General features: G+C 63.5%; 19 protein-coding genes and 1 riboswitch. Of the genes, 2 read left to right on the top strand and 17 right to left on the bottom strand.

Going from position 1 to position 23,367, the window contains the following annotated elements:
• The 3 genes from EJ066_RS15125 to EJ066_RS15115 all read right to left on the bottom strand — a co-directional run bounded on the left by EJ066_RS15125 (position 1) and on the right by EJ066_RS15115 (position 3,524).
• Positions 1 to 912 (bottom strand): ABC transporter permease, encoded by a 912-nt coding sequence (locus tag EJ066_RS15125; protein ID WP_126039023.1) that lies wholly within the window; start codon positions 910 to 912, stop codon positions 1 to 3.
• Between the two features lie 201 nt (positions 913 to 1,113).
• Positions 1,114 to 2,403: a PotD/PotF family extracellular solute-binding protein gene (locus EJ066_RS15120; protein WP_126039020.1), complete on the bottom strand. Its 1,290-nt coding sequence runs from the start codon at positions 2,401 to 2,403 to the stop codon at positions 1,114 to 1,116.
• Positions 2,404 to 2,435: 32 nt separating this feature from the next.
• A complete protein-coding gene (locus tag EJ066_RS15115; protein ID WP_126039017.1) occupies positions 2,436 to 3,524 on the bottom strand; it encodes an ABC transporter ATP-binding protein in 1,089 nt (362 codons plus the stop codon).
• A 262-nt stretch (positions 3,525 to 3,786) separates the two neighbouring features.
• Between EJ066_RS15115 and EJ066_RS15110 the strand changes: the two genes are divergently transcribed.
• Positions 3,787 to 4,500 carry a GntR family transcriptional regulator gene (locus EJ066_RS15110; RefSeq protein WP_126039014.1) on the top strand — a complete coding sequence of 238 codons (714 nt, stop codon included), beginning with the start codon at positions 3,787 to 3,789 and terminating at the stop codon, positions 4,498 to 4,500.
• A gap of 184 nt (positions 4,501 to 4,684) precedes the next feature.
• Here EJ066_RS15110 and EJ066_RS15105 read toward each other — a convergent pair whose 3' ends face one another.
• The 6 genes from EJ066_RS15105 to EJ066_RS15080 all read right to left on the bottom strand — a co-directional run bounded on the left by EJ066_RS15105 (position 4,685) and on the right by EJ066_RS15080 (position 9,846).
• Complete coding sequence (locus EJ066_RS15105) at positions 4,685 to 5,269, bottom strand: HupE/UreJ family protein (RefSeq protein ID WP_189644496.1); 585 nt, start codon at positions 5,267 to 5,269, stop codon at positions 4,685 to 4,687.
• Positions 5,270 to 5,312: 43 nt separating this feature from the next.
• Complete coding sequence (locus EJ066_RS15100; protein WP_126039007.1) at positions 5,313 to 5,837, bottom strand: hypothetical protein; 525 nt, start codon at positions 5,835 to 5,837, stop codon at positions 5,313 to 5,315.
• A 2-nt stretch (positions 5,838 to 5,839) separates the two neighbouring features.
• Positions 5,840 to 7,048, bottom strand: coding sequence for an agmatinase family protein (locus EJ066_RS15095; RefSeq protein ID WP_126039004.1), 1,209 nt, complete (start codon positions 7,046 to 7,048; stop codon positions 5,840 to 5,842).
• A complete protein-coding gene (locus EJ066_RS15090; RefSeq protein ID WP_126039001.1) occupies positions 7,049 to 7,870 on the bottom strand; it encodes an ATP-binding cassette domain-containing protein in 822 nt (273 codons plus the stop codon).
• A complete protein-coding gene (locus EJ066_RS15085) occupies positions 7,867 to 8,679 on the bottom strand; it encodes an ABC transporter permease (protein WP_245455176.1) in 813 nt (270 codons plus the stop codon). Before EJ066_RS15085 ends, EJ066_RS15090 begins: the two co-directional genes overlap by 4 nt.
• Positions 8,680 to 8,781: 102 nt before the next feature.
• A complete protein-coding gene (locus tag EJ066_RS15080; RefSeq protein WP_126038995.1) occupies positions 8,782 to 9,846 on the bottom strand; it encodes a putative urea ABC transporter substrate-binding protein in 1,065 nt (354 codons plus the stop codon).
• Between the two features lie 100 nt (positions 9,847 to 9,946).
• Positions 9,947 to 10,061: riboswitch (guanidine-I (ykkC/yxkD leader) on the bottom strand.
• Positions 10,062 to 10,782: 721 nt separating this feature from the next.
• Between EJ066_RS15080 and EJ066_RS15075 the strand changes: the two genes are divergently transcribed.
• Positions 10,783 to 13,893, top strand: coding sequence for a hypothetical protein (locus EJ066_RS15075; protein ID WP_126038992.1), 3,111 nt, complete (start codon positions 10,783 to 10,785; stop codon positions 13,891 to 13,893).
• Positions 13,894 to 13,974: 81 nt separating this feature from the next.
• Here EJ066_RS15075 and EJ066_RS15070 read toward each other — a convergent pair whose 3' ends face one another.
• The 8 genes from EJ066_RS15070 to EJ066_RS15030 form a co-directional block, all read right to left on the bottom strand.
• Positions 13,975 to 14,994 (bottom strand): isopenicillin N synthase family oxygenase, encoded by a 1,020-nt coding sequence (locus EJ066_RS15070; RefSeq protein WP_126038989.1) that lies wholly within the window; start codon positions 14,992 to 14,994, stop codon positions 13,975 to 13,977.
• 213 nt (positions 14,995 to 15,207) lie between these two features.
• Positions 15,208 to 15,903, bottom strand: coding sequence for an SDR family NAD(P)-dependent oxidoreductase (locus EJ066_RS15065; RefSeq protein WP_126038986.1), 696 nt, complete (start codon positions 15,901 to 15,903; stop codon positions 15,208 to 15,210).
• Between the two features lie 61 nt (positions 15,904 to 15,964).
• Positions 15,965 to 16,348: a GFA family protein gene (locus EJ066_RS15060; protein WP_126038983.1), complete on the bottom strand. Its 384-nt coding sequence runs from the start codon at positions 16,346 to 16,348 to the stop codon at positions 15,965 to 15,967.
• A 95-nt stretch (positions 16,349 to 16,443) separates the two neighbouring features.
• On the bottom strand, positions 16,444 to 17,124 hold the full coding sequence (locus EJ066_RS15055) for a LysE family transporter (protein WP_245455175.1): 681 nt from the start codon (positions 17,122 to 17,124) through the stop codon (positions 16,444 to 16,446).
• Positions 17,125 to 17,564: 440 nt separating this feature from the next.
• On the bottom strand, positions 17,565 to 17,945 hold the full coding sequence (locus tag EJ066_RS15050) for a hypothetical protein (protein WP_126038979.1): 381 nt from the start codon (positions 17,943 to 17,945) through the stop codon (positions 17,565 to 17,567).
• Between the two features lie 154 nt (positions 17,946 to 18,099).
• Complete coding sequence (locus tag EJ066_RS15045; protein ID WP_245455174.1) at positions 18,100 to 20,733, bottom strand: LuxR family transcriptional regulator; 2,634 nt, start codon at positions 20,731 to 20,733, stop codon at positions 18,100 to 18,102.
• A gap of 363 nt (positions 20,734 to 21,096) precedes the next feature.
• Positions 21,097 to 21,681: a DUF1349 domain-containing protein gene (locus tag EJ066_RS15035; protein ID WP_126038976.1), complete on the bottom strand. Its 585-nt coding sequence runs from the start codon at positions 21,679 to 21,681 to the stop codon at positions 21,097 to 21,099.
• A gap of 164 nt (positions 21,682 to 21,845) precedes the next feature.
• Positions 21,846 to 23,162, bottom strand: coding sequence for an alpha/beta hydrolase (locus EJ066_RS15030; protein WP_245455173.1), 1,317 nt, complete (start codon positions 23,160 to 23,162; stop codon positions 21,846 to 21,848).
• Positions 23,163 to 23,367: the final 205 nt, after the last annotated feature.

Here is a 23,367-nt window from a genome sequence, read left to right as displayed (position 1 = left end):
TCACAGCTCCTTGCGGATGTCGACGATGCGCAGAATGCCGGCGACCATCAGCAGCACCAGCACCAGAAGTACGACCGCGTTGGCGGCCGCCGCGGGATATTGCAGCAGCGACATCTGGTTCTTCATCATCAGCGCGACGGAGGCGCTCTGTCCGCCGGACATCACCTGCACCGTCGAAAAGTCAGCCATCACCAATGTGACGACGAAGATGGTTCCGATCGCCATGCCAGGCTTGGCAAGCGGGACGATGACGTTCCACAGGACCTGCCAGCCGGACGCGCCGGCATCACGCGCGGCTTCGATCAGCGACTTGTCGATGCGCATCAGCGTGTTGAAGATCGGCGTCACCATGAACAGCGTGTAGAGATGCACCATGGCAAGCACCACGGCGAATTCGGAATAGAGCAGCCATTCGATCGGCCTTGGGATCAGTCCCATCTGCACCAGCGTCGAATTGACCAGGCCGTTGCGGCCAAGCACCGGAATCCACGAGATCATGCGGATGATGTTGGAGGTCAGGAACGGCACGGTGCAGACCAGGAACAGCACCATCTGCATGGCCGTGGTCCTGATATGGAAGGCGAGGAAATAGGCGATCCAGAAACCGATGAACAGCGTCAGCGCCCAGACGATGGCAGCGTATTTCATCGTGTTCAGATAGGTTTTCCAGGTGACCCAGGAGCCAAGCGTGTCGGCGTAGTTGGTGGTCAGGAGATCCGGATACATCGCCGCGAAATCGTAATCCCAGAAGGAGACCACGGCGATCATCAGGATCGGCAGCAGGAGGAATGCGCAGAGGATCAGGGCCAGAGGTGTCGCCTGGAGGCAGGGAGCGAGGCCGGCCAAGGACGGGCTGCGTCTGGCCGGCTTTGCGGACTTAACATGCGTGGATTGTTCGAGCGCTACGGTCATCAACATCTCGGTCTAGGTCGGCGACGCGACTGAGGCTGCGTTCCCTTCTCCCTTGTGGAGAAGGTGGCCGAGCGAAGCTCGGTCGGATGAGGGGGTGTTCCAGCTTGGCACCAACAGCGCTCCGTCCAGCACCCCTCAACCGTCTTGGCGCTGCGCGCCAATCCACCTTCTCCCACAAGGGGAGAAGGGGAAGAGACTGCATCAAGCCGCGATGAACTCGTTCCAGCGCCTCACCATGTAGCGGTCCTCGTCCATGACCGAGTTCCAGCAGGCGACCTTGCCCATGCGGTCTTCGAACGAGCCGCCGTCGCGCACGGCGCCCGCCTTCTCCATGACCTTGCCTTCCGGCGACGAGATGTCGCCCTTGGCCGGCTTGCCTTCGATCCAAAAACCCCATTCGTCTTCCGACATGAAGTTTTTCGCTGTCTCCATCGCGGCGGAATAATAGCCCTGACGATTGAGGTAGCCGCCGACCCAGCCGGACGTGTACCAATTGATGTATTCATACGCGGCGTCCAGCTGCGCGCCCGACAGATGCGAGGCGAGGCCGAGACCGCCACCCCATGCGCGATAGCCTTCCTTGAGCGGCTGGTATTTGCAGGCAATACCCTTGGAGCGCACCGCCGCGACCGCAGGCGACCACATCGACTGGATGACCACTTCGCCCGATGCCATCAGGTTGACGCTCTCGTCGAACGATTTCCAGAACGCACGGAACTGGCCGTTCTGCTTGGCCTTGATGAGGAAGTCGATCGTCTTGTCGATCTCCTCCTTGGTCATGTTGCCCTTGTCGGCGTATTTGATGTTGCCCATGGCCTCCATGATCATCGCCGCATCCATGATGCCGATCGACGGGATGTTGAGGATGGCGGCCTTGCCCTTGAAGGCCGGATCCATGATGTCGGCCCAGGTGGTGATGTCGCGGCCGACAAGATCGGGGCGGATGCCGAGCGTATCGGCATTGTAAATGGTCGGAACCATCGTCATCCACTGGGTCGGTTCCTTGGCGAAGGTCTTGGCGTCCTGCGCCTCGACGAAGCCGACCGTATGCGGCGCGGTGCCCTGAGCGATGACGCTGTCCGGCGTCAGCTTGCCGGTGATGAAAAGCGGTACGATCTTGTCGTAATATTTCAGCTTCTTGACATCCATCGGCTGCATCACGCCAGACGGATAGACCTTCTTGGCGATCCAGTATTCGATGTCGGCGATGTCGTAGCTGTCCGGCTGGGTCACCGCGCGCTGGGCGGCGGCGTCGGAATCGGTCGCCGTCATCTCCAGCGTGATGCCGAGATCGGCCTTGCACTTGTCGGCAATGGCGTTGAGGTTCGACACGCCGGTACCGAACTGGCGCAATGTGATGTTGGACTGCGCCCAGATCGTCGGGAAGCCTGATATGACGCCGGAGCCGGCGGCAAGACCGACGGCGGCAGCACCTGTCTTGAGCAGCGAGCGGCGGGAAATTCCTGTCTTCTTGTCGGTGGTGTTGGTCATGTCAGTTCCCCTGTTTTGTTGGTTATGCGGGTTCAGGAATCGAGACGGCCAAGGACGATGGCGTCCTCGGGGTCCCAGGCGATCGGCACCGCGTCGCCGACGGCAACCGGCTTGGCGAAGAAGCTGGTGTCGTCGACGATCACCGTGAAATCCTCGATGCCGGCGCCGTTGACCGACAGCTTCACGGTCGAGCCACGGTATTCGACGTTGGAGGCGATGCCGGTGAAGCCCAGCCCCGCGGCCGGCGCTTCGCCGATCCGCACATGGTCGGTGCGAATGGCGATGTCGATCGGCTCGCCGACCGCCCTGCCTTGCCCGCTGGCCGCAAGCGAGACGCCGCCCGGAACATCGAAAACAACCATGCCGTCGCGGCTGCCGGTCACCCGGCCGGAGACGACATTGTGGTCGCCCATGAAACGGGCGACGAATGCGGTGGCTGGCCGCTCGAACACGTCACGCGGATGTGCCGCCTGCTCGATGCGGCCATCGTTCATCACCACGATCAGGTCGGCCAGCGCCATCGCCTCTTCCTGACTGTGGGTGACGTGGACGAAGGTGATGCCGAGCGACGTCTGCAGCTTCTTCAGCTCCGCCCGCATGCGGATCTTCAGGAACGGATCGAGTGCTGACAGCGGCTCATCCAGCAACAGCGCTTCGGGGTCGGTGATCAGCGCGCGGGCCAGAGCGACGCGCTGCTGCTGTCCGCCCGAAAGCTGCGCCGGGCGGCGACCGGCATAGGCTTCCATCTGCATCAGCTTCAGCATGTCGAGCGCCTTGGCGCGGCGCTCCTCCTTGCCGACACCCTTCATCTTGAGGCTGAACGCGACATTGTCCATCAGGTCGAGATGCGGAAACAGCGCGTAGGACTGGAACATCATGGCGGTGCCACGCCTGGCAGGCGGCAGGTCGGTGACGACTGTGTTGCCCAGACGCACGTCGCCGCTCGATATGCTCTCGTGCCCGGCGATCATGCGCAGCGTCGAGGTCTTGCCACAACCGGACGGCCCGAGCAGGCAGCAATAGGTTCCCGCGGGGATTTTCAAGCTGATGTCTTCGACGGCAGTCGTTGCGCCATAGACTTTCGAAACGGACACGATGTCGATTTCGGCGGCTTTGGACATCGGCTTCCTCTCTAAGTCAACTTAAGCAAAGCATCATGCATGCCAATTGCCCTACTTCAGCCTCAAGCGATTGAATCCTCTGGGAAATTTGAATTGCATCCGGCAGCCTGCCGAAACGGCACGCATGTGCGATGCACAAATTATAGGCAAATAGTCGGCGATCTTCGCAAAAATCGTATGCAATATTTTCTCACATCGTATTCATTTTGGCACTCGTGTAAGCGACCCGATTCAGGGTAGAAAGGCGCCAGGGATCATCATCATGAATATTGCCGACCAGACTTTCCCTGCTGTCGATAGCGCCAATGAGGATCGTGCCCAGGCGATCCGCGACCAATTGCGCGACGCGATCGTCGATCGCCGGCTGGCGCCCGGAACCAAGCTGTCCGAAGGCGAGGTCGGCACTTTGTTCGATGTCAGTCGCACCGTGGCGCGCGCGGCGCTGCAGATGCTTTCCTTCGAGGGATTGGTGCGGACCGAGCGCAACCGCGGCGCCTTCGTCGCCAATCCGTCGCCGGACGAAGCGCGCCAGGTCTTTGCTTCGCGCCGGCTCATCGAGCCCGGCATCGCGATCGCCGCGGCCGGGCGCATGACGCCGGCGCATGTCGTCGCCTTCAAAGCGCAGCTCGACGAAGAAGGCCGCTTCATTGCCGAACGCGGACCGAGCGCAAGACGGTCGGAAATCAAGGCTTCGGGCGACTTTCACCTGCTTCTGGCGTCGGTTGCCGGAAACGTCATCCTCCAGCGCTTCATGGAGGAACTGGTGGCGCGTTCGTCACTGGTGATCGCGCTTTACGGCCGCTCCGGTGTCTCGAGCTGCGGCCATAGCGAGCATATGAATATCCTGGAAGCGCTCGAGAGCGGCAACGCAGAACGGGCTAGCGCGCTGATGCTGCACCATATCGACCATATCGAGGCCGACCTCGATCTGCGCGTCAGGAGTGGCCCGGCACTCAGGCAGGCCCTCGAATTCTGAATGCCATTCCGACTGAGGGACGCGAAAAACTGCACCCCTCAAAGCCGCTCGGCCCGGATTTTCAGGATCTGGTACAGCATGTTGCGAATGCGCCGCAGCCTCATCGACCATTTCCGGCTCATCTGCTTTCCAGTTCTGTTTGCCAACAGCGCGCCAATTGCTTCACGCGCAAGAGGTGCCTTACTCAGAAGGCCTGTGCGGCCATCACCATTCCAACCAGCGAGGTGGCGACACCTGCGGTGCGGACCGGCAACGGCCAGCGGGCCAGCTTGAGAACGGACACCACGCCGATCGCGTGCAGCATCGATGTGCCGAGCATGAAACCTGCGGCGTAAGCAACGCCGCTGGCGCTCTCGGGAATCTCGAGGCCATGGGCGTTGCCATGGAAGAGACCGAACAGGGCCGTCACTGTCGCGGCGGCGGCCAGCGGCAAAGGCCTGGCAAGGCCGACCATGGCGCCGAAGACCACAAGCGACAGCGCGATGCCGGTTTCAAGGGAAGGCAGGCCGATGCCGGCCATGCCGAGCAAGGCCCCGGCGACCATGGCCGAGACAAAGAACAGCGGCACAAGAATGATACTGCGCCCGCCGGCGCGGGCACCAATCATGCCGACCGCGACCATGGCGAGCAGATGATCCATGCCGAAGAGCGGATGTTCGAGACCGGTGAAAAAGCCATGGACGTGAGGGCCGCCGCCATGGGCAAACGCCAGCGACGGTGTGAGCGTGGCGAGAGCTGAAAGGGCGCCAAGTCTTGCAAATGTTTTCATGGTTGTACCTGTTCGATGAGAGTGACGGGTTCGGCGTCTGGTTTCAGTGCCCGGGAACGGCGAATTGCGAAGCGGCGGAACGGTCCGCAAGGGCGCGCGCCGCGGCGAAGCCGAGCGGCTTTTGCTCAGTGCCATCGTGATAGATGAATGCGAGGCGGCGGCGATGCGACGTCAGGCGCGCCGGCAACGGGTGATAGGCGACGCCGGTACCGCCGACGAGCGGCATGACGGCGCCGACGTCGACCAGGTCATCGGTCTCGACGCGAAGCAGATGAAGCCGCACGCCGTCCGCCATCTCGCCGACAAAGGGTATGCCGGCCAGGCGCAGAAAGCTGGATGGGTCCGGCGCCCGCGCAAAGCCCTCGAGGAAGGCGGTTTCAACAAGATCGAGGTCGACCGATGCTGGATCAACCGGCGGCTCATGAGCCTGGTCCGGCCGGTGCGGCGTCTGCCATTGCAGCGGCTTGCCCGCGGGTCCGTTATGGCCGAGAGGATGATGGTCGTGATGACCGTCCGGCCCGTGATGATGATGGCCATGGCCATGACTGTGGTGGTGATCGTCGTGCATTGTCAAAAACTCACCGGTTTGTCGATGATGGATTTATGCTTGCCGAGATTGCCGTGGGCGACCATCGAGCCGAGCGCCTCGACGACGACGCGCACGCCGAACAGCGCCGTGATGTCCGACGTGTCGTAGGGCGGCGAGACCTCGACCACCTCCAGTCCGCAAATGCCGGGCGCCGTCACCAGCCCTAGAAGTTTGAGCGCCTCGCGCGGCAGGAAGCCGCCCGGCTCCGGCCAGCCCGTGCCGGGCACGAAACCGCAATCGAGGCTGTCGACGTCGAAGGAGATGTAGACGGCGTCGGTGTCTTTCCACGCGAGTTCGAGCGCGATTTCCGCCGCCTTCTCGAGACCCATCTCCTCGATGTCGGCAATGGTGAGCACATTGGTGCCGCGTTTCCTCGCCTCGGCGACGCCGTAGCGGGGAACCTGCCAGCCGCCGATGCCGAGCTGCACGAGATTGGTGGCCGAGACATTCGGCAGGTTGGTCGCCCAATACCAGGGCGTGGTGTGCATGCGCTCGTCGAGATCCTTTTCCTGGATGTCGATATGGCGGTCGAAATGGATGATGCCGATGCGCTTCGAGGTCACGTCGGCGATGCCACGCACGCAGGGAAAGCCGATAGAATGATCACCGCCCAGCATGATCGGCAGCGCGCCCGACGAGGCGACATGGCTGACGCCCTTGGTGATCTGGTCGAAACTCTTTTCGAGATTGGCGGGAATGGTGAAGACGTCGCCGGCGTCGCACAGCGTCATCTGCTCGCGCAGGTCGACGCCGAGCTCGTAGTTGTACGGCGTGTAGAGCGCCGAGATGCGACGGATGCCTTGCGGGCCGAAGCGGGTTCCCGGCCGGTAGGTGGTGCCGCTGTCGAATGGGATGCCGATGACGGCAGCATCATATTTGCCGACATCGCGGACATTCTCGACATAGGGCGCCTTGAGAAAGGTGTTGATGCCTGCGAAATGCGGCAGTTCGCCGCGCGCGAATGTCGGGATCGACTTGTCGACGATCGACTCCGATCCCGGCAGGCCCATGTCGAGCGCCCATTGCTGCTCCTTGCGCCAGCCGCTTTCCGGCAGCTTCCCCTCGGCCTCGATCGACTTCCAGCCCTGCGTGCCGCGGGCGTCGAAATCGGGGTGGTGGAAGCGTTCCCTGACCTCCCGGGCGACGAGCCCCGCCCTGCGGTGGCTGCGTTCTGGGATACTTCTGGACATTCAAGCTCTCCGTTGCGACGCCGTCGTCGCGATCGCGCTATCCGGCCGGGCCGTCCCGACCATCGCGGCCACCTTGGCCACATCCTGGGAAGAAGCCCGGTTCTTGCGGTCGAGCTTCAGATCGTAGGTGATCGTCGCGCCATAGGCGGACGGGAACTGGGGGTCGTGGCGCACCTTGTCGAAGACCAGCACGCGGGTGCCGAGCTTGAAGGCCTCGCCGATGTCGTGGGTGACCATCACCACCGTCATACCGTGCTCGGTCCAGAGCTCGACCAGCAGGTCGTGCATCTCGACGCGGATGCCGGGATCGAGCGCACCGAACGGCTCGTCGAGAAGCAGTATCTGCGGACGGCCGAGCAAGGTCTGCGCAATCGCCAGCCGCTGCTGCATGCCGCCTGAGAGCGAGGCGGGATAGAGGTCGCGCGCGTGGGCAAGGCCAACCCGCTCCAGCATGGCTTCGGCCTCTTGCCTGGCGTTTCTGCGCCTGGCGCCGAAGACGCGGCCAAAAGGCCCGCCTGAGCGAAAGTCTTCGACCAGCAGCAGGTTCTGAATGGCGGTCAGATGCGGAAACACCGAATAGCGCTGGAAGACGATGCCGCGCTGCGGCGTCGGTTCGGGCACGATCGGGCCGTCGCCGACAACGACCACGCCGCCGCTCTGCTGCTCCTGACCGAGCAGGATGCGCAGGAACGTCGATTTTCCGCAGCCGCTGGCGCCGACCAGCGACAGGAATTCGCCGGCCTCGGCGATGACGTTGACCCGCTCGAGCACACGGGCATCGCCGTAGCTCTTTTCCAGCCCGTGAACGACGATGCGGCTCATCTTGCCTCCACCGGATGCGCCCAGGGGGACATCGCTTGGGACAGCCGCACCAGCAGCCAGTCGGTGATGACGGCAAGCAGCGTGATCCAGGCGACATAGGGCAGGATGACGTCCATCGACAAATAACGGCGGACGAGGAAGATGCGGTAACCCAGCCCCTCGGTCGAGGCGATGGCTTCGGCAGCGATCAGGAAAAGCCAGGCAGGCCCGAGCGCCAGCCGCACGCAGGTGATGAGGCGCGGCATGACTTGCGGCAGCACCAGCCGCAAAATCATGGACCAGCTGTTGCCGCCAAGCGTCTGCGCCTTGGCCACCAGTTCGGGCGGCAGCTCCATCACCCGGTTGGCGATGTCGCGCACCATGACCGGCGCGACGCCGATGGCGATCAGCGTGATCTTGGCCGTTTCGCCAAGGCCAAGCGCGATGAACAGGATCGGCAGCAGCGCCAATGGTGGGATGACGCAGACGACGGTGACGAAGGGCAGCAGGAAGGCCCGCACCCGCGGAATAAAGCCGATGGCGATGCCAAGCGAAAGTGCTGCGAGCGTGGCCACGCCCACGCCCGCGAACAGCCTGAGGAGACTGGCATAGGTGTCGACCCACAGGATGAGGTCGCCGGAGCGCTTGTCCGGCACCGTGGCAAGGTCGAGAAAGGCCGACCACATCTGTACCGGCGAAGGCAGCAGCTTGTCGCTGGGATTGACCGCCAATCTTTGCGCCGAGGCGATCAGATAGGCGATCGCCACGAACAAGAACGGCAAGCCGCCGAGAAACAAAGCGCCGCCGCGCGAGACCTTCGCATTGATCATGCGAAGGCGCGCCCTCGGCCTTGGCGGGGACGGGCGCGTGCCCTCCCCGCCCGCCTCGGGGTCTGCATTCATGGCGCTCGTTCCCCTGGCCAGCATGTCGTGTCAGGGCGTTGCGGTTGCAGCCTCGGCCATGAAGGCTGGATCGAAACGCAGCTTGACGTTGTTGGCGTCGCCCAGCGTGGATCCGTCGGGAAAGCTCATGCCGACCACGTCGACGCTCGTCGCATTGGTGCCGAGGATGCCGTGGCTGAACAGGAAGTTGCGAACGAGGTCCATCGTCTTCGGCAGTTCGGCGCCGATGGTGAACTCGACCGCCTTGGCGGGGTCGAAGAACATTGCTGTCGAGGCGAGCTGCGCGTCGAAGCCGGCGAGGTCCGTTCCGGACGCCTTGGCCATCTCCTCCTTGGCTGCCTTGCCTTCCGGCGTGTCCGAAATCATCAGGTCCATCGCTTCGTACCACGCGCCGACAAGCGCCTTGCCCAATGCCGGATTGTCCTTCAGCGTCTCGGTGTTGACGACCATCATGTCGATGATCTCGCCGGGAATCTGCGAGGAATCGAACACCTTGTGGGCACCCGGCATGGCGACGATCTCGGAAACGAGCGGATTCCAGGTGACGACCGAGGTGACGTCGCCGGTGCCATAAGCGGCGACCATGTCGGCGTCGGACGTGTTGACGACGGTGATGTCCTTCTCGGCGAGCTTGACCGTGTCCAGCGCCCGCGCCAGCAGGTAATGCGAGACGGAGAGCTCGACGAGGTTGACCTTCTGGCCGGCGATGTCGGCGAGCGCGGCCTTGTCCTTGAGGATCACGGCATCATTGCCGTTGGAGAAGTCGCCGATGATCACGGCGGTGGTGTCGACGCCGCCGCCTGCGGGGATCGACAGCGCATCCATGTTGGTCATCGAACAGCCGTCGAAGCCGCCGGCCGTATACTGGTTGATGCTTTCGACATAGTCGTTGATGCGGGTGATCTCGACGTTGATGCCGTATTTGTCGGCCCATTTCTTCATGATGCCGCTGTCGGCAAGATAGCCCCACGGCATCCAGCCGACATAGATCGACCAGCATATCTTGAAGTCTTTCTTGGGCGCCGCTTCGGCGGCGGAAATCATGGGAAGGCTGAGTGATGCGGCTAGGATGATTGCGGCCAGCTTGCGAAGCATTGCGTACCCCTGTTCGCGATCCGAATTGCGTCCGGATTTCATGTTGGGGTTTACGGAGCGCGCATCCGGGAGAGGTTCGCGCCAGCAAACCCGTGCAGGGTTCTCCCGGGATTTTGGCCCGCCGTGTTCCGCCGGATGCCTCAGTGCATCCCTGGCGGTCGCATCTCTTGGACCAGCACCGCTTTGTCGCGGCCGGAACCCTAGACGCTCTGCACGCCATCAACGAAGCAAGGAGCATGCCAAAGCCGAATTATGCCAGATATCCGGCATTCCTTGGCCAGCGCGGCTTCCAGCACTCGCGAGAGTGACGCGAAAATCATCGCATCGCCAAAGGATTGGGCAGCCATCGGCGAAGCCACTACGAACTGCCGCATGATTGAAAACTAGGCAAGCTCGCGAAAACTGGGAGATCAGCTGCCGGGAAACTAGGTGACCGTACCGATGTGCGCTGATGCCACCGCGCACAGGTTAAGCCCGTGAGTCTGGAAAGGACTGCCAGGCAGTCCATGAGCGCGCCAATCGGAGGGAATGGCAATGATCAGATATTCTACCGCATTTGGAGCGGGCGGTCGAAAACGGAGTGCGGGATTCACCGGGCGCCCATTCCCCTCCGCAATTCGTCTGCTTCCTGATTTCCGGTTGCGCAAACATCGAGGTCCGCACCCCCCGGAAGGAGCCATTGCCGCTTCATCTGCGAAGCCACTACGAATCGTCGCATGATTACGCTACGTTAAGGTCAATCTGGGCGGCGGGACGGTCATGGCGGCACGACCGGCGCATGGTGATTGGTCGAGCGGGAGCCCCCATGACCCCCTAGACACTATCAAAGCCGATGCGGGACGCCCGCTCCCGGGCACGGGCCGGATCGCCAAGCTGGCAGCGCCGCGCAGCGCCAGGATATTGAGGCGAAGCCGTGTTCTCGCGGCGATCGATCGGATGTCGCGATCGACCATATGCTGGGTGGCGGCGCCGGCCGGCTACGGCAAGACGACCGCGGTCATCGATTATCTCGAAAGCACAGAGGCGCCGCATGTGTGGTTCCGTATCGACGAGGGCGACCAGGACATTGCGCGCTTCTTTCAGTATCTGGCGCAGTCGCTCGCCTCGGCCGGCGACATGCCGGTGTTCGGCGTCGAATATGCCGAGCAGCCGAAGGAATTCGCCAGGCGCTTCTTCAGGGCCTATTTCGCGCGGCTGAAGGCCGGCACCATCCTGGTCCTCGACGATCTGCACGACGCCGACACGCACGAATTCCGGACGGTGCTTTCGGTGATGTTCCGCGAGCTCCCTGACACGATCCGCTGTGTCTGCGTCTCGCGCACGCTGCCCCAGGAGGAACTGGGTGACCTCGTTCTCAAGGGCCAGATGGCCGTTATCGACAGGTCGGCGCTCGAATTCTCGACATCGGAAGCACGCGATTTCGTCAAGCTGCGTTCTAACAACGGCGCCGCTTCAGTCCATGTCGAAGCGGCACGCGGCTGGGCGATCGGGCTGGTTCTCCTCGCCGATCACGGCTCGGCGGTCGGACCTGACGACACGAACGGGACAGCGCCCGGCGGCCAGAATGCGCTGTCGGACGTCCTCGGCCGTCATTTCTTCCTTTCCCTGCCCGCCGCCGACCAGGACATGCTGCTGAAACTCAATCTGCTGCCCGAAATCAGCGCCGAACTGGCCGACGTGATGATCGGGTCGGGCGAAGCGAGAAAGCTGCTCGACAGGCTCTACAGGCGACAGCTGCTGGTCACGCGCTCGGAAAACAGCCGCGACGTCTTCTGCCTGCACGACCTTTTGCGAGACTTTCTTGACCGGCGCTTCGCGCAGCAAGTTACCAGGGAAGAGCAGCAATCGCTCAGGCGAAAGGCGGCGAAGATCCTGGTGGAGGCCGGCCGGCGGGATGAAGCCATACACCTCGCCTTGCAGGCCGAGGACTGGGGCCAAGCGAGCGGGCTGATCCTGAATCGTGCCGAGGCCGTGCTGGCGCAAGGCCACCGGGCGACTTTCATCGAATGGTGTGGCCGGTTGCCGGAAGCGGTCATGAGCGGCTGGCATTTCTATTGGCTGGGCGTGGCCCACATGCCGGACGACGCCGCGGCGGAGCACTGGCTGTCGAGAGCATGGCATGCCTTTGGCGAGGCCGACGATCTGCGCGGGCTTAGCCTTACTGTGTCGCGCGCGGTATTGGTGAAGACGGACAGTTGGCGAACCTACGAAGGTCTTTCGACCTGGACCCGCCGGGCGTTCGAAATCATCGAGCGTGGCCTGCCGGAAATGCCTTCCGAGGAAGCGATGCTGGTGCGCATTGGCATGGTGCGGGCGCTGAATTTCGGCGACGACTACTATGGCAACAGCCCGGCCGGACAAGCACTGGAAGCCGAACTCCTGGAGCGGCTGACCAGGAACCCCGAGCGCGATCCGAGCGGATTGCGGCTGCTTGCCAGCGAATCGCTGATCGAACATTCGGTATCGATCATGCGTGCCGATCTGTTCACCAAGGCCGTCGACAGCGTTGTCGAGGATTTGAGCGACAAGGAGGTGCTGCCTTGGGTCCTCGGCATGTGGCTGGTCGAGTTTGGCGCCAAGAGCGGCCGTTATTTTCCCTATAGGAGACGGGGTTTTCCCTTCCCTTCGGCCGAAGCGGCGTTGCGGGAGGCGATCGCCATCGGTGAGCGCGAGTCGCTCAAGGGCGTGGAGTTCGGTGGCCTGTATCATTTGCAAATGCAGATGAAGTTCCGCAACGATTTTGCCGAATTCCACCAAGTGGTCGAGCGGCTGGCCGAGATCGCCGACAGCCGTTTCAGCACACAGGTCGCCATTGTCGCCAATTGCTATGCCACGCTTCATGCCAGGCAAGGCGATTTCACGGCCGCCTACCAGGATTGCGGGCGCTTCATGGCAGCGAGCGAGGCCGCCAACGAGCCGATGGTCGAGCGCTGGGCGCACTACCTCACGAAGTTCCAGGTGCTGCTGGCGGACAGGAAGCCGCGCGAAGCCGCCGCGCTTCTCAGCGACCTGCTGCCGCGGCTGGATGGCGGTGCTCGCAAACGGACCGAGATATGCATTCTGGCAGCGGCCGCCCTGGAGAGCCTGTGGAAGCAGGATCTCCACTATGGCGATCGGCTGAAGGTCTTCCTGCAGGCGCTCCGCGACATCAGCTGGCCAATGGTGCTCCTCAACGTTCCGGAGTTGCTCGCCGAACTGCTTGGTGATGCGCTCGAGCGCGGCATCGAGCCCAAGCTTTGCCGGTCGCTGATCGGGGAACGCCGGCTGGACGTGCCGCAACGGCGGCCCGCGACCTGGCCGTGGCCGCTCAAGGTCCACGTTCTTGGAGGCTTTCGGCTCGAACTCGATGGAAACCCTCTCCATCTCGGCGCCAAGCCACCGACGAAGGCTCTCGACATCCTGCGGGTGCTGGCGATCTCGAAGGACAACACGTGCTCGCTGGAGACCCTTCAGGACTGGCTGTGGCCCGACCTTGACGGCGATCAGGCACGGGCGGCGTGCGAGCAGGCGCTGCATCGGCTGCGCAAGCTGCTGGGGCGGACCGACCTTATCGTGCAGCGCGAAGGCAAGCTTCGCCTCGCGTCGGACAAGGTCTGGGTCGACCTGGCAGACTGGGACGCGCTGCTCAAGGCCGTTGCGACAGCCAATGGCGAGGCGGCCGGACTGCACCCGGAGGCGGAAGCCCTCTTCCTCGCCTTTCCCGGTCCGTTGTTTCTGCATGAGCGAGCCAGCTTCTGGTCGCTCGCCGCCGCCGAGAGGGTGCGTCGCGATCTGATCGATCTCGGCTTGCGGATCGGCCGGCGGCTGGAGACGGCAAACAACGCCCGTGAGGCGCGTTCCGTCTATCTTCGGACGTTGGACCTCTATCCGGATGCCGGACCGATCTGCAAGGCGCTGATCAAGGGGCAGCTGTCGCGCCGTGACTTCGAAGGCGCGGTGGAGGATTATACGCGCTACGAACGAACGCTGCATGCCGCCGGAGAGGCAGCACCCGCTGCGGAAATACGTGCCCTGGTCGAACCCTATCTCGTACGGCACACACGCTGAAGCTCTTGAACGCTGATGCCATCGAAGCGACGAACAAAACGGCCAGCGAAATGACGAACTGTTCTATTCGCCCTGGTGCCTTCAGACCGGCGACGCCCCGGTTTCGAGGAGATCGGGATAGTGCCGGCGCGCCACGTCGGGATGGGAGCGCAGGCGACTTTTCAACACATTGGTCCCGACGTCGCGAAACAGCGGGTTGTCCGGATCGCTGGCCGGTCCGCGCGCTTCGGCCGCCAGTTCTTCAGGCAGGGCGAGCAACGGGATCGTCGCATCGAGCCGGGCGCTGAAGAAAAAGGGAACGGAAATCCGCTCGATGCCGGCCGGCGGCGTCACGACACGATGGACGGTCGCCCTGAGATAACCGTTCGATGCCAGTTCGAGCAGCTCGCCGATATTGACCACCAGCGTTCCGGGGATCGGATCGACATCCACCCAGCTTCCGTCATATTCGACCTGCAGCCCCTTGTTCTCGTCCTGAAGCAGAAGCGTCAGGAAGCCACCATCCTTGTGCGCGCCGACGCCCTGGCCGTCGCCGGTTGCCTCACGCCCGGGATAGCGCACGATCTTCATGCGATGGTTAGGCTCGCCGCCATAGATCGGATCGAAAGCGTCCTCGGCCTGGTCGAGCGACAACGCAAAAGCCTTCAGCAGGCGGATCGCCACCGCCGTCGCCGTGGTCTGCCATGCCAGCAGCGCCGGCTTGAGTTCCGACAGCGTCGAAGGCCATTGGTTCGGCCCTTGCAGCCGCGTCCAGGCAGGAATATCCGAACCCTGCGGAATGGGTTGGCGCTCGACGCCGATGTCGAGTTGTTCGCGCCAGTCGGCCTTGCCCTTGGTCAGTTCGCCACCGGTGCGCGTGTAGCCGCGGAATTGCGGGGACTTGACCATTTCGATGGCCAGCTTGTCGGCTTCCGGCAAGGCAAAGAACCGGCGCGAGGCGTCGAGCACCTCGTCGATCTCCACAGCCGAAATTCCATGACCGCTGAGATAAAAGAACCCGACATCGCGGGCAGCGGTACGCAGGTCGAACAGAAAGGTCCGGCGCTCCGACGCCCCCTGTTCGAGACGGCTGAGATCGAGTACGGGCACAATCCTGGCCATGGTCAAACCTCCTTCTGCCTCGGCTTGGATCAGTCCCTACGGTGGCACGCAGCTCGTTGCGATCAAAGCAACGCCCGATCCAATCTCGACGCGAATGGAGGAAAGTCAGCGCTGCGTTTGGCGACCGGCAGGCAAATAACGTCCGAACGGACGTTCCATGGCCCGTTGGCATCATGGAGCCGCCGTGTCGCGCTTCGCCCTGTCGGCCGAGGCTCAGAAATTCTCGACCCATGGCCTGAGTTCGAGCTCCGAGCTCCAGGCGCTGCGATGCTGCCGGTGGATTGCGAGATAGGTTTCGGCGATTGCGTCCGGAGACAGACGGCGATCCGGCTGGTCGGGTTCGCCGGCCTGTCCGGGCCCGTTCGGCGCGATCGAACCGTCGATGATGAAATGCGCGACATGGATGTTTTTCGGGGCAAGCTCGCGGGCCATGGATTGCGCCAGTCCGCGCAGGCCGAACTTTGGCATGGCAAAGCCGGCCGAGCCCGCAAACCCCTTGACGCTCGCGGTGGCGCCGGTGAACAGGATCGAGCCGGAGCCGCGGGAAAGCAGCCGGCGCGCGGCCTGCTGGCCGACCAGGAATCCGCCATAGGCGCCGACCAGCAAAGCCTGCCTCACCGCTTCTGGATCGAGATCGGCTATTGGCCCGCGGGTGCGGCCGCTGGCGTTGAACACCACAAGCGACAACGGACCGGCCTTGTCGGCAACGTCGAACAGGTTTTCGACCGAGGCGGCATCGGCAACATCGGTTTCGACCGCCAGCGCGCCGGTCTCGTCGACCAGCGCGCTCAGCTTGCCGACGTTGCGGGCAGCCAGAACCACGCGAAAGCCCTCCTTGGCGAGAAGATGTGCAAGCGAAGCGCTCAGCCCCGGCCCTGCTCCCGCGATAACTGCCACGTCCGATGTCATGGAGCTTCTCCCTTGGTTCTGGTGGTGCGGATTCCGGTGCGCCGGATCCGCGCTTCAGGTCCTACCATTCATGTTTTTGTGGCAAACCGTCGGTCAGATCGTAGAAATCAGATTTCGAGCCGACATAAATATGTTCGCTCAAACGAAGGCCGGTCGGCCGATCGAGGGTCCCGACCGTGACGTAGGTTTCAACGCCCGGCACGGTCTTCCAGAACAAATTGCCACCGCAGCGCGAGCAGAAGCCGCGTTGGGCATTTTCCGATGACTGGTACCAACGCAGGGTCTCAGCGGCTGAAAGCCTGAGGTCCTCCGATTTGCAGGCCGCCATGGCGGCGAAGTTGCCGCTGGTGCGCGCACATTGGGAGCAGTGACAGGCGATCGGCTGGGCGAGCTCGCCTGCGATCTCGTAGCGCACGCCGCCGCAGAGACAACGTCCCGCCGCCATCCGGTCCTCCGTGATCCGCCCGCATCGAGTGGTCCGGTTGGATTGTTATGGCATTGTGGGTTTCGGCGCCAGCACAGCCGCTGGTTTCAATGCCCTTACATCGCGCTGTAGAAGCGCCGTTCCGCAAAACTGCAGGACATGGATTGCTCCTCAGGCGGATGGAAGGCGGACAGGGCTGAAATGAGGGCCAGGATGGCGAGCACGGCCCCCGCCGCCCGGCAGATGGCGCGGTGACGCCGCATCGCGGCAGCGCGCACGACCGGGTGCGAAAGGACAATGGCCAGAAACCCATACCAGCCTGTATCGAAGATCGCGACGACGGCCGCCACCATGAGCACCTCGCTCGAGTTCTGGATCGGCAGCATCAGCCCCATGAAGGCGACCGCGAAGAAGGTGGCGGCCTCAGGCGAAAGAAAGCTGATGAGAAACCCACCGGCAAACAATCCGGCCTGCCGCTTGCGGGGCGCTTCGCCCGTGGCAGGCGGCGCTGTTCTGGCGATGCGCAGCGCCATCCAGCCAAGGACTATCGCCCCTGCGATCTTGACCGTCGGCATCGACAGGGACTCGGCAAGGTGAACGGCGCCGAACGCCACCAGGACCGCCAGCACCGCGGTTCCGGCGCCGATGCCCGCCAGCAGCGGGATCGTCCTGCTGAAGCCGTGCAGGGAGGCAAGGCTGCCGGTCGCGAGCCCGATCGGCCCGGGCGTGATCGTGATCACCGTGTAGGCCGCCAGGAACTGGAGCATGGCCGTCGATAAAAGAAGTGAGCTTGACATGGCATCCCCCCGATTGTTGCGTTCCAACCTATGCCGGCATGCGGGTGCGCAAATCGGTGCTGTCACCCATTTTTAGGCGGGCGGTTTCCCGGTTTTCGCGGGCGTGTTCTCGCTTTTGCGGGACTACCTAAGCGACAGTGGAAAGATGCGATGCGGCGAAGAGGCTCCAGGTCCAACAAGAGATTGCGGTCGCACCGTTCCTATCCCGGATAATCGCCGCCATCTGGGGAAATATGCGAGAACGCGAACCGCATTGAATGAATTGAAGGCAAGGAGCGCCATTTCGATCCTGGTCATGGAAACCTCGTGGCCTCTGGGGAAGCGCTCGATGTGCGGCGGCTCGGCGCCCAAGGCTTTGGCCTGCCGGGCCGTTCGCGGCCGAGGTCCCGTCGGTGCAGGCCCGCATCACCCGCCGCACCGAACGGCGGACCATCGCCGGCTCATCGGTCGAGAGCGTCCTGGATCGATGCCTGTTCCATCGGATCGACCATCGGAATGGCGGCGGGCTCTCTCACGAGAACCGTGGTGCCGTACCGCATGATCTTGAAATCGAGCGATGGCTGGCCGACGGCTTGAGGCAAGGAGATCATCATGTGTTGCCCCGGTCCGAGCGTGGAGACGAACCGCACTGGCTGTGCATCGGCGCCGGAAGCCAGGGTCGCAACGACCCGGTAGCCGTCCGGCTCGACCGTGTAATAGACGGCGCCTGTGACCTGGCCGAGACGGATGCTGTGGCCGTTCCCCGGCGCAAGTTCCAAGGCTGCGGCCACGCTCGTGCTGGCAAGCAAGACCGTTGCGAATGCGGTGGAATATCTGATCATGGCTATTTCCTCCGATTGGCGAGCTCATGGACTGCTTGGCAGTCCTTTCCCAACTCACGAGCTCATCCTGCGCGCGGCGGCATCCGCGCACATCGGTGCGGTCACCTAGTTTCCCGGTGGCTGATCTCCTAATTTTCGCGCGTCTGCCTAGTTTTCACGGGCTTGCAGCGCCTGTCGGTGGCAAGAGCCAGGGCTCGCCGCGAAGGCGGAGCAGAATCTCCATCCGGTTTGCCGCGTTGAATTTGCCGAGCACGGCTGAAACCTGGTGCTCGATTGTCCGCGGCGAGCGCGACAGGCGCCGTGCCGCCTCCTTGTTGCCAAGACCCTGAGCAATCATTGTGAGCACCTGTTGTTCTTGCCTCGTCAGGCCCAGCGGATGCTGCCTGGCCACGGTGTACGGCCCCCGGCGCTGCTTCGGCAGCTGGCTGGCGGCTCCGATGCGCTGCGCCAGCTTTCGCGCCAGCGCTGCCGCCGGGCGCGCTTCGACGGCCTCGAATGTCGTCACGGCGCGAGCCAGCGCTGCGCCGGCATCGGTTCCGCGGACCTGCATGAGGGCGAGCGCCGACTCATAGGGAAGACCCAGGCGGGACCATTCGGCCGAGGCCGCCATCGGGTCGCCGCGGAGTTCCAATGCTTGCGGCAAGGGAATGCGGGCGGCCGGCACCGGCAGCGATCCCGCCATTCCGCAGCGCTGCCACCAGACGGCCAGTTCGCCGACATCCCAGGGACGGAAATTGTCGAGATCCATTTCGGCGAGGGCCGTCAGCGGCTCGCGGCTGGCGCCGGGCTCCTCGGCAAGCCAGGCGGCCTCGGCCAGCGCCAAGCGAACCGGTATGACGCGTTGAGCCTCGCCGGTCGTCAGGCCCTCCCGGAGCGCCTGCTCCAGCAGAGCCACGCCGTCAGGCTCACCCAGCCGGACCCGCACCCTGCCGAGTTCCGTCAGGGCCGGCAGGTGCATCACCATCGGCAGGCGTTCCAGATTCATGACGCCCTGGGCAATCGTCTCGGCTTCGCGAAAGCGCCCCTGCTCGGTGCGAAGCTGTGCCTGCCGGCCGAGCAGGTATTGCGCCGCCGAATCGAGGTCGTGCCTGGCGCAGTGGGCAATCCCTTCCGCGAGCAGCCGCTCGGCCAAGGCGAAGTCCTTGGCTACCACCGCGCATTCGGCGAAGTTCGTATAGGCTCGCGACGCATGGTCGTGAAACCCGTGATCGAGCGCCAGGGCAAGGCTTTCCTCCAGCCGCTCACGCCCGCCCGGGCGGTCGGCGAACATCAGCGCTGTGCCGACATTGTTCAGGGCGTGGACGCGTGTCTCGACCTCACCCAACCGGTCCGCCAGGCTGATCGCGCGCTCGCCCCATTCGATCGCCTCGTTGAAGCGATAATGCAGCATGTGCAGCTGCGAGCGCGTGCTATAGGCCATCGCCAGTTCCGGCCCAGGCGGCAGGTTCTCCACTTCACGCACCGCCTGATCCGCGTAGTCTTCCGCTTCCTGACCCTCTCCGCGGCGCCAGTGGAGACGCGACAGCCAGCGCAGATTGGCCCCGACCTTGTCGATGCGCCCAAGCTCGCGCCAGATCGCGATGGCGCGATGCCGCGCCTCGATGATCTCATCGTAGACGAACAGCGACAGGCCCGCCTCGTAGGCCCAGTCTTCACAAAGCTGGGCAGCCAGCGCCGATGGAGCCTCCGAAACGTATCGGAGCGCGGTCGCCAGATGTGAAGCCGCCTCCCTATGCGCGCCCAGACGCGCCGCCTGCTCGGCGGCCTGCGGTGCGAGTTCCAGGACGCGTTCGCCGTTGTCGGCGCCGCCGGCATGGTGCACCCGTCGCGAAAGCAGGGCGCTTGCCTGCGCCGCCGGAAGTTCGGAGAGCGCCGCTTCGACTTTCGCGTGCAGCGACCGTTGGAGAGACGGAGCGAGCCGGTCGAGCGTCGCTTCCCTGGCAAGCTCATGGCGAAACGTCAGCGCGCCCTGAGCATCCCGCCGCAGCAATCCCCGTCCCACGCATTGGTCGACGAGAACCTCGGTCTCGTCTCCGAGAAGTGCCCGGATCAGCCACGGCTCGACGCTGCCCGGCATGATGCTCATGACCTCCAGCACCTCGCGCTCTCCCGGGGTCAGGCGCGACAGGCGCGACCAGACCGCGTCGCGTATGGAATCGGGCACCCGCGCCGGGTCGACCTCACTGCTGGACAGGAGTTCGGTGACGAAGAAGGGATTGCCCTCGGTAATGCGATAAAGCCCGTCGTCGGAGCGGCCGGCCTGCTCGGCCAGCACCGTCACCGCGTGGGAAGACAGCGGTTCCAGGGTCACGCGACTCACCGAGGCGGACGGAAGGTCGCCGAGCACGTGGGTCAGAGGATGATCGGCACTTATCTCGTCTCTGCGCATGCTGAGCACCAGCATCGTGCGAAGCAGGGAGACGCGGCGACCGAGGTACCTTACCAGGTCAAGGGTCGCATTGTCGGCCCAATGCATGTCCTCGAAGATGAGCACGGTCGTGCCCTTGGTGTGCTGAAGTGCGTTCAACAACGCTGGAAAAAGCCGCTCCGGTGCCGCCGTCTCCTCGAGCAACGCCGCCACGCTGGGGTCCAGCAGGTGCGCCATGTCCTGAAGGGGACCGAGCGGTCGGGGGGTGAAGAGCGCCTCGCACCAACCCCACAGCACCTGGTAATTCCTGTCGGCGTTCTCCGCGAATTCGCGCAGGAGGGAAGTCTTGCCAACGCCCGCTTCGCCGTCCACCAGCACGGTCCCGCCGTGTCCGGCCGCGGCTCTCTCGGCGCTGGCCAACAAAGTTCCAAGCGGCCCCTCTCGCTCAAGCAGCATAAAAGCTCACGCCTCCACGGCTTTTGAAGGTACAGCAGTAAGCCTTGAGTGCAACAACGACATTTCACGTGGATTGATCGGACAGACAGCCTTCGTCTGTTCAGCAGATCGAATTGCTTCGGCTTATCTTCCCGAAGATCCGATCGACGGCCGGCAATCAGGCTGCCGGAAGGATGACCACGTTTTCGGCGTCCCAGAAAATTTCCGTCTTTTCACCCGGTTTCGGCAGGCTTTTGCGGGTGCTCCGTTGGACCTGGACACGGACGCGAACGCTGTCGGCCAGGCAGATGGTGTAGAACGACCGTAGCCGGTATCGCTTGGGGCGTTTCAGTCATGGAGTTCCCTCGAAATCGCCGGGCCGACCGAAAAATCGCTGAATGTGGTCTCGAAACCCTCGCGTTGCGGCGAGCAGCACATCATGCCGACGTCGATCGTTTTCGAGGGCGGGAAATAGGCAAGCCGCACCGGCTTCCACTGGCCGTCGGACGCATCTAGATACTGGATGCGGATCGCCTCGGCGTGACGGGTCAGGCGGATCCTGACGCCGTCCGGACTTGCCGGAATGCTGACCAGCGACCAGTCGGAGGCGTCGTTGGTCACGACGACGGAAAAATACATCAGCCCGTCGGTGTACTCGATACCGGCCTTGACCCAGTGCGTCTCGCTCAGCCGGACCATCAAACCGGCCTGATCGTAAAGCACCTCGTAGTGTCCCTTGACGGTGACCTCGGCGCTGAAGTCGCCTTCGACCGGCCGGTAAAGGAAGTGGCCGTTGTCGCGCCGGAAGCCGTAGAACGTCTCGCGCCAGAAATCGGTCTCCTTACCTGTGCGCACATGCAGGGTGTTGCCGTCCCCGAAAGCGTGATGCGGTGGCGGGTTAAGCCAGGTCAGTTCTGCATTCTGAGATGTCATCGACTTGTTGGCCTGTCCGGTTCGTGTTGCGTTGTCTGGTGCCTATCTGCCATGTATCCGACAGACGACAACCTCTGGGAATGTATCCTCCGGATCCACCCCGTAGTGGCCACTCCGGTTAGCCAGGCGCACATCCGGATCGCTTGTCCGTGGCTTCAATCGTTTCATTTCGGCGTTTGGTAAAGCTCGGACGCAGCCTCTCTCAGCGCGCGCCGGCTCTCTGGCCTGAAATACATCATGTGGCCGCCTTCCAGCAGGTCGAGGCGAATGGGTTTTGCACCAGGAAGCGAGGGAATCTGGCCGACAAGATAGCGTGACACCAAATAGGGTGTCACCAGGTCGGTATAGCCGTTGACGATCAAAACGCCGAGGCCGGGGTTCAACGCGCGCGCCTGCTGAAGGTCATCCATCACGCCGGTATAGCCCTGACGCGTCGGGCTCGTCCCGTAATCCCAGGCGCCGCTGACTTCGCGGTTGAGAAGCCGGTAGCTCAGATCGGTGCGGAATTTCAATTCGTCACGCACATAGCTGACAAAGGCGGAAGTGAGCGCCGGCACGCTTCGGTCGAGCACCGGATCAGGGCCGCCATATCTCAGGCTTTCCGGGGCGATGTCCGCCGTTTCGATCGTGCCGTCATAGGCGCTAAGAACATTGCCCCTTGCCCGTGCAAATTCCCTGGCGAAGAGCGCGGTGGGAATGCGCGCGAAGTTTCGTTGGACGAGGTCGAGGGGCAGGCCGGTGATTTCGGCCACGCGGCGGCTCGCCAGGCGCCCACCCTGTTCGAGCCCGCTGGCAAGCGCGACGAGATAATCGCCAAGCGCGTAGCGTTCGACCTCGGCCAGTTGCTCCCGCAGCGCGGAACCGGTGACGCCTTCGCTGCGCAGGCGCACCGCCGCCAGAGACGGGAGCTCGAGCGCCCAGTGGAGCGGCTGGAACTCGTCGGGCCGCACGAGCGTGAATTCGAGCGCCGGCGAGATGAGCACGATGCCGCTCGGACTGATGCCGATATCTTCCTGAAGCGTCTTGGCGAGCAGTGCCGCCCGAAAACCGCCATAGCTTTCGCCGGCAAGAAATACCGGCGAGGCTGTTCTGCCCGCCTGTGCCAGATAGAGCCGGATGAACGCGCCCATCGAGGCGGCGTCCTGGTTGACGCTCCAGAAGCTGCGGGCTTCGGTGCCGGGCGCTTCACGGCTGTAACCTGTTCCAACCGGATCGACAAAGACCAGGTCGGTCATGTCGAGCCAGGTGTTCGGGTTGTTTAAAAGCCGCTGTGGCGACGGCAGAAAACCTCCATCGGCCGCCGTCGCCATGACGCGCGGACCGAGCCCGCCAAGATGCAGATAGGCGGAAGCCGCTCCGGGACCACCGTTGAATACGAAAGTGATCGGGCGCTGGGGGTCAGGTTCCCGGTTCGCTTCGGGACGCAGCGTGTAGGCGACGTGAAAAATTTCCGCGGTGACGTCGCCCTTGCCGGATGGCAACGACAGAGTGCCGGCCTTTGCCTGATAGTTGAGCGTACGCCCCGCAATCCCGATCGAATGGTCGGAGATCTGCGGAGGCGGAAGCAGCGACAGAACTCCCCCGAGGACGATGGCCGCTCGGCCACTTCCGCATGGCCGGCGGGAATGCCGCCAACCAGCAGCAACACAGCAAGGGCGATTTCCAGCAGCTTGGTACGCATGACGG

Origin of the sequence: Mesorhizobium sp. M9A.F.Ca.ET.002.03.1.2 (assembly GCF_003952365.1) — a bacterium.
Taxonomy (GTDB): Bacteria; Pseudomonadota; Alphaproteobacteria; order Rhizobiales; family Rhizobiaceae; genus Mesorhizobium.
This window is presented reverse-complemented; position numbering and strand designations above follow the sequence as displayed.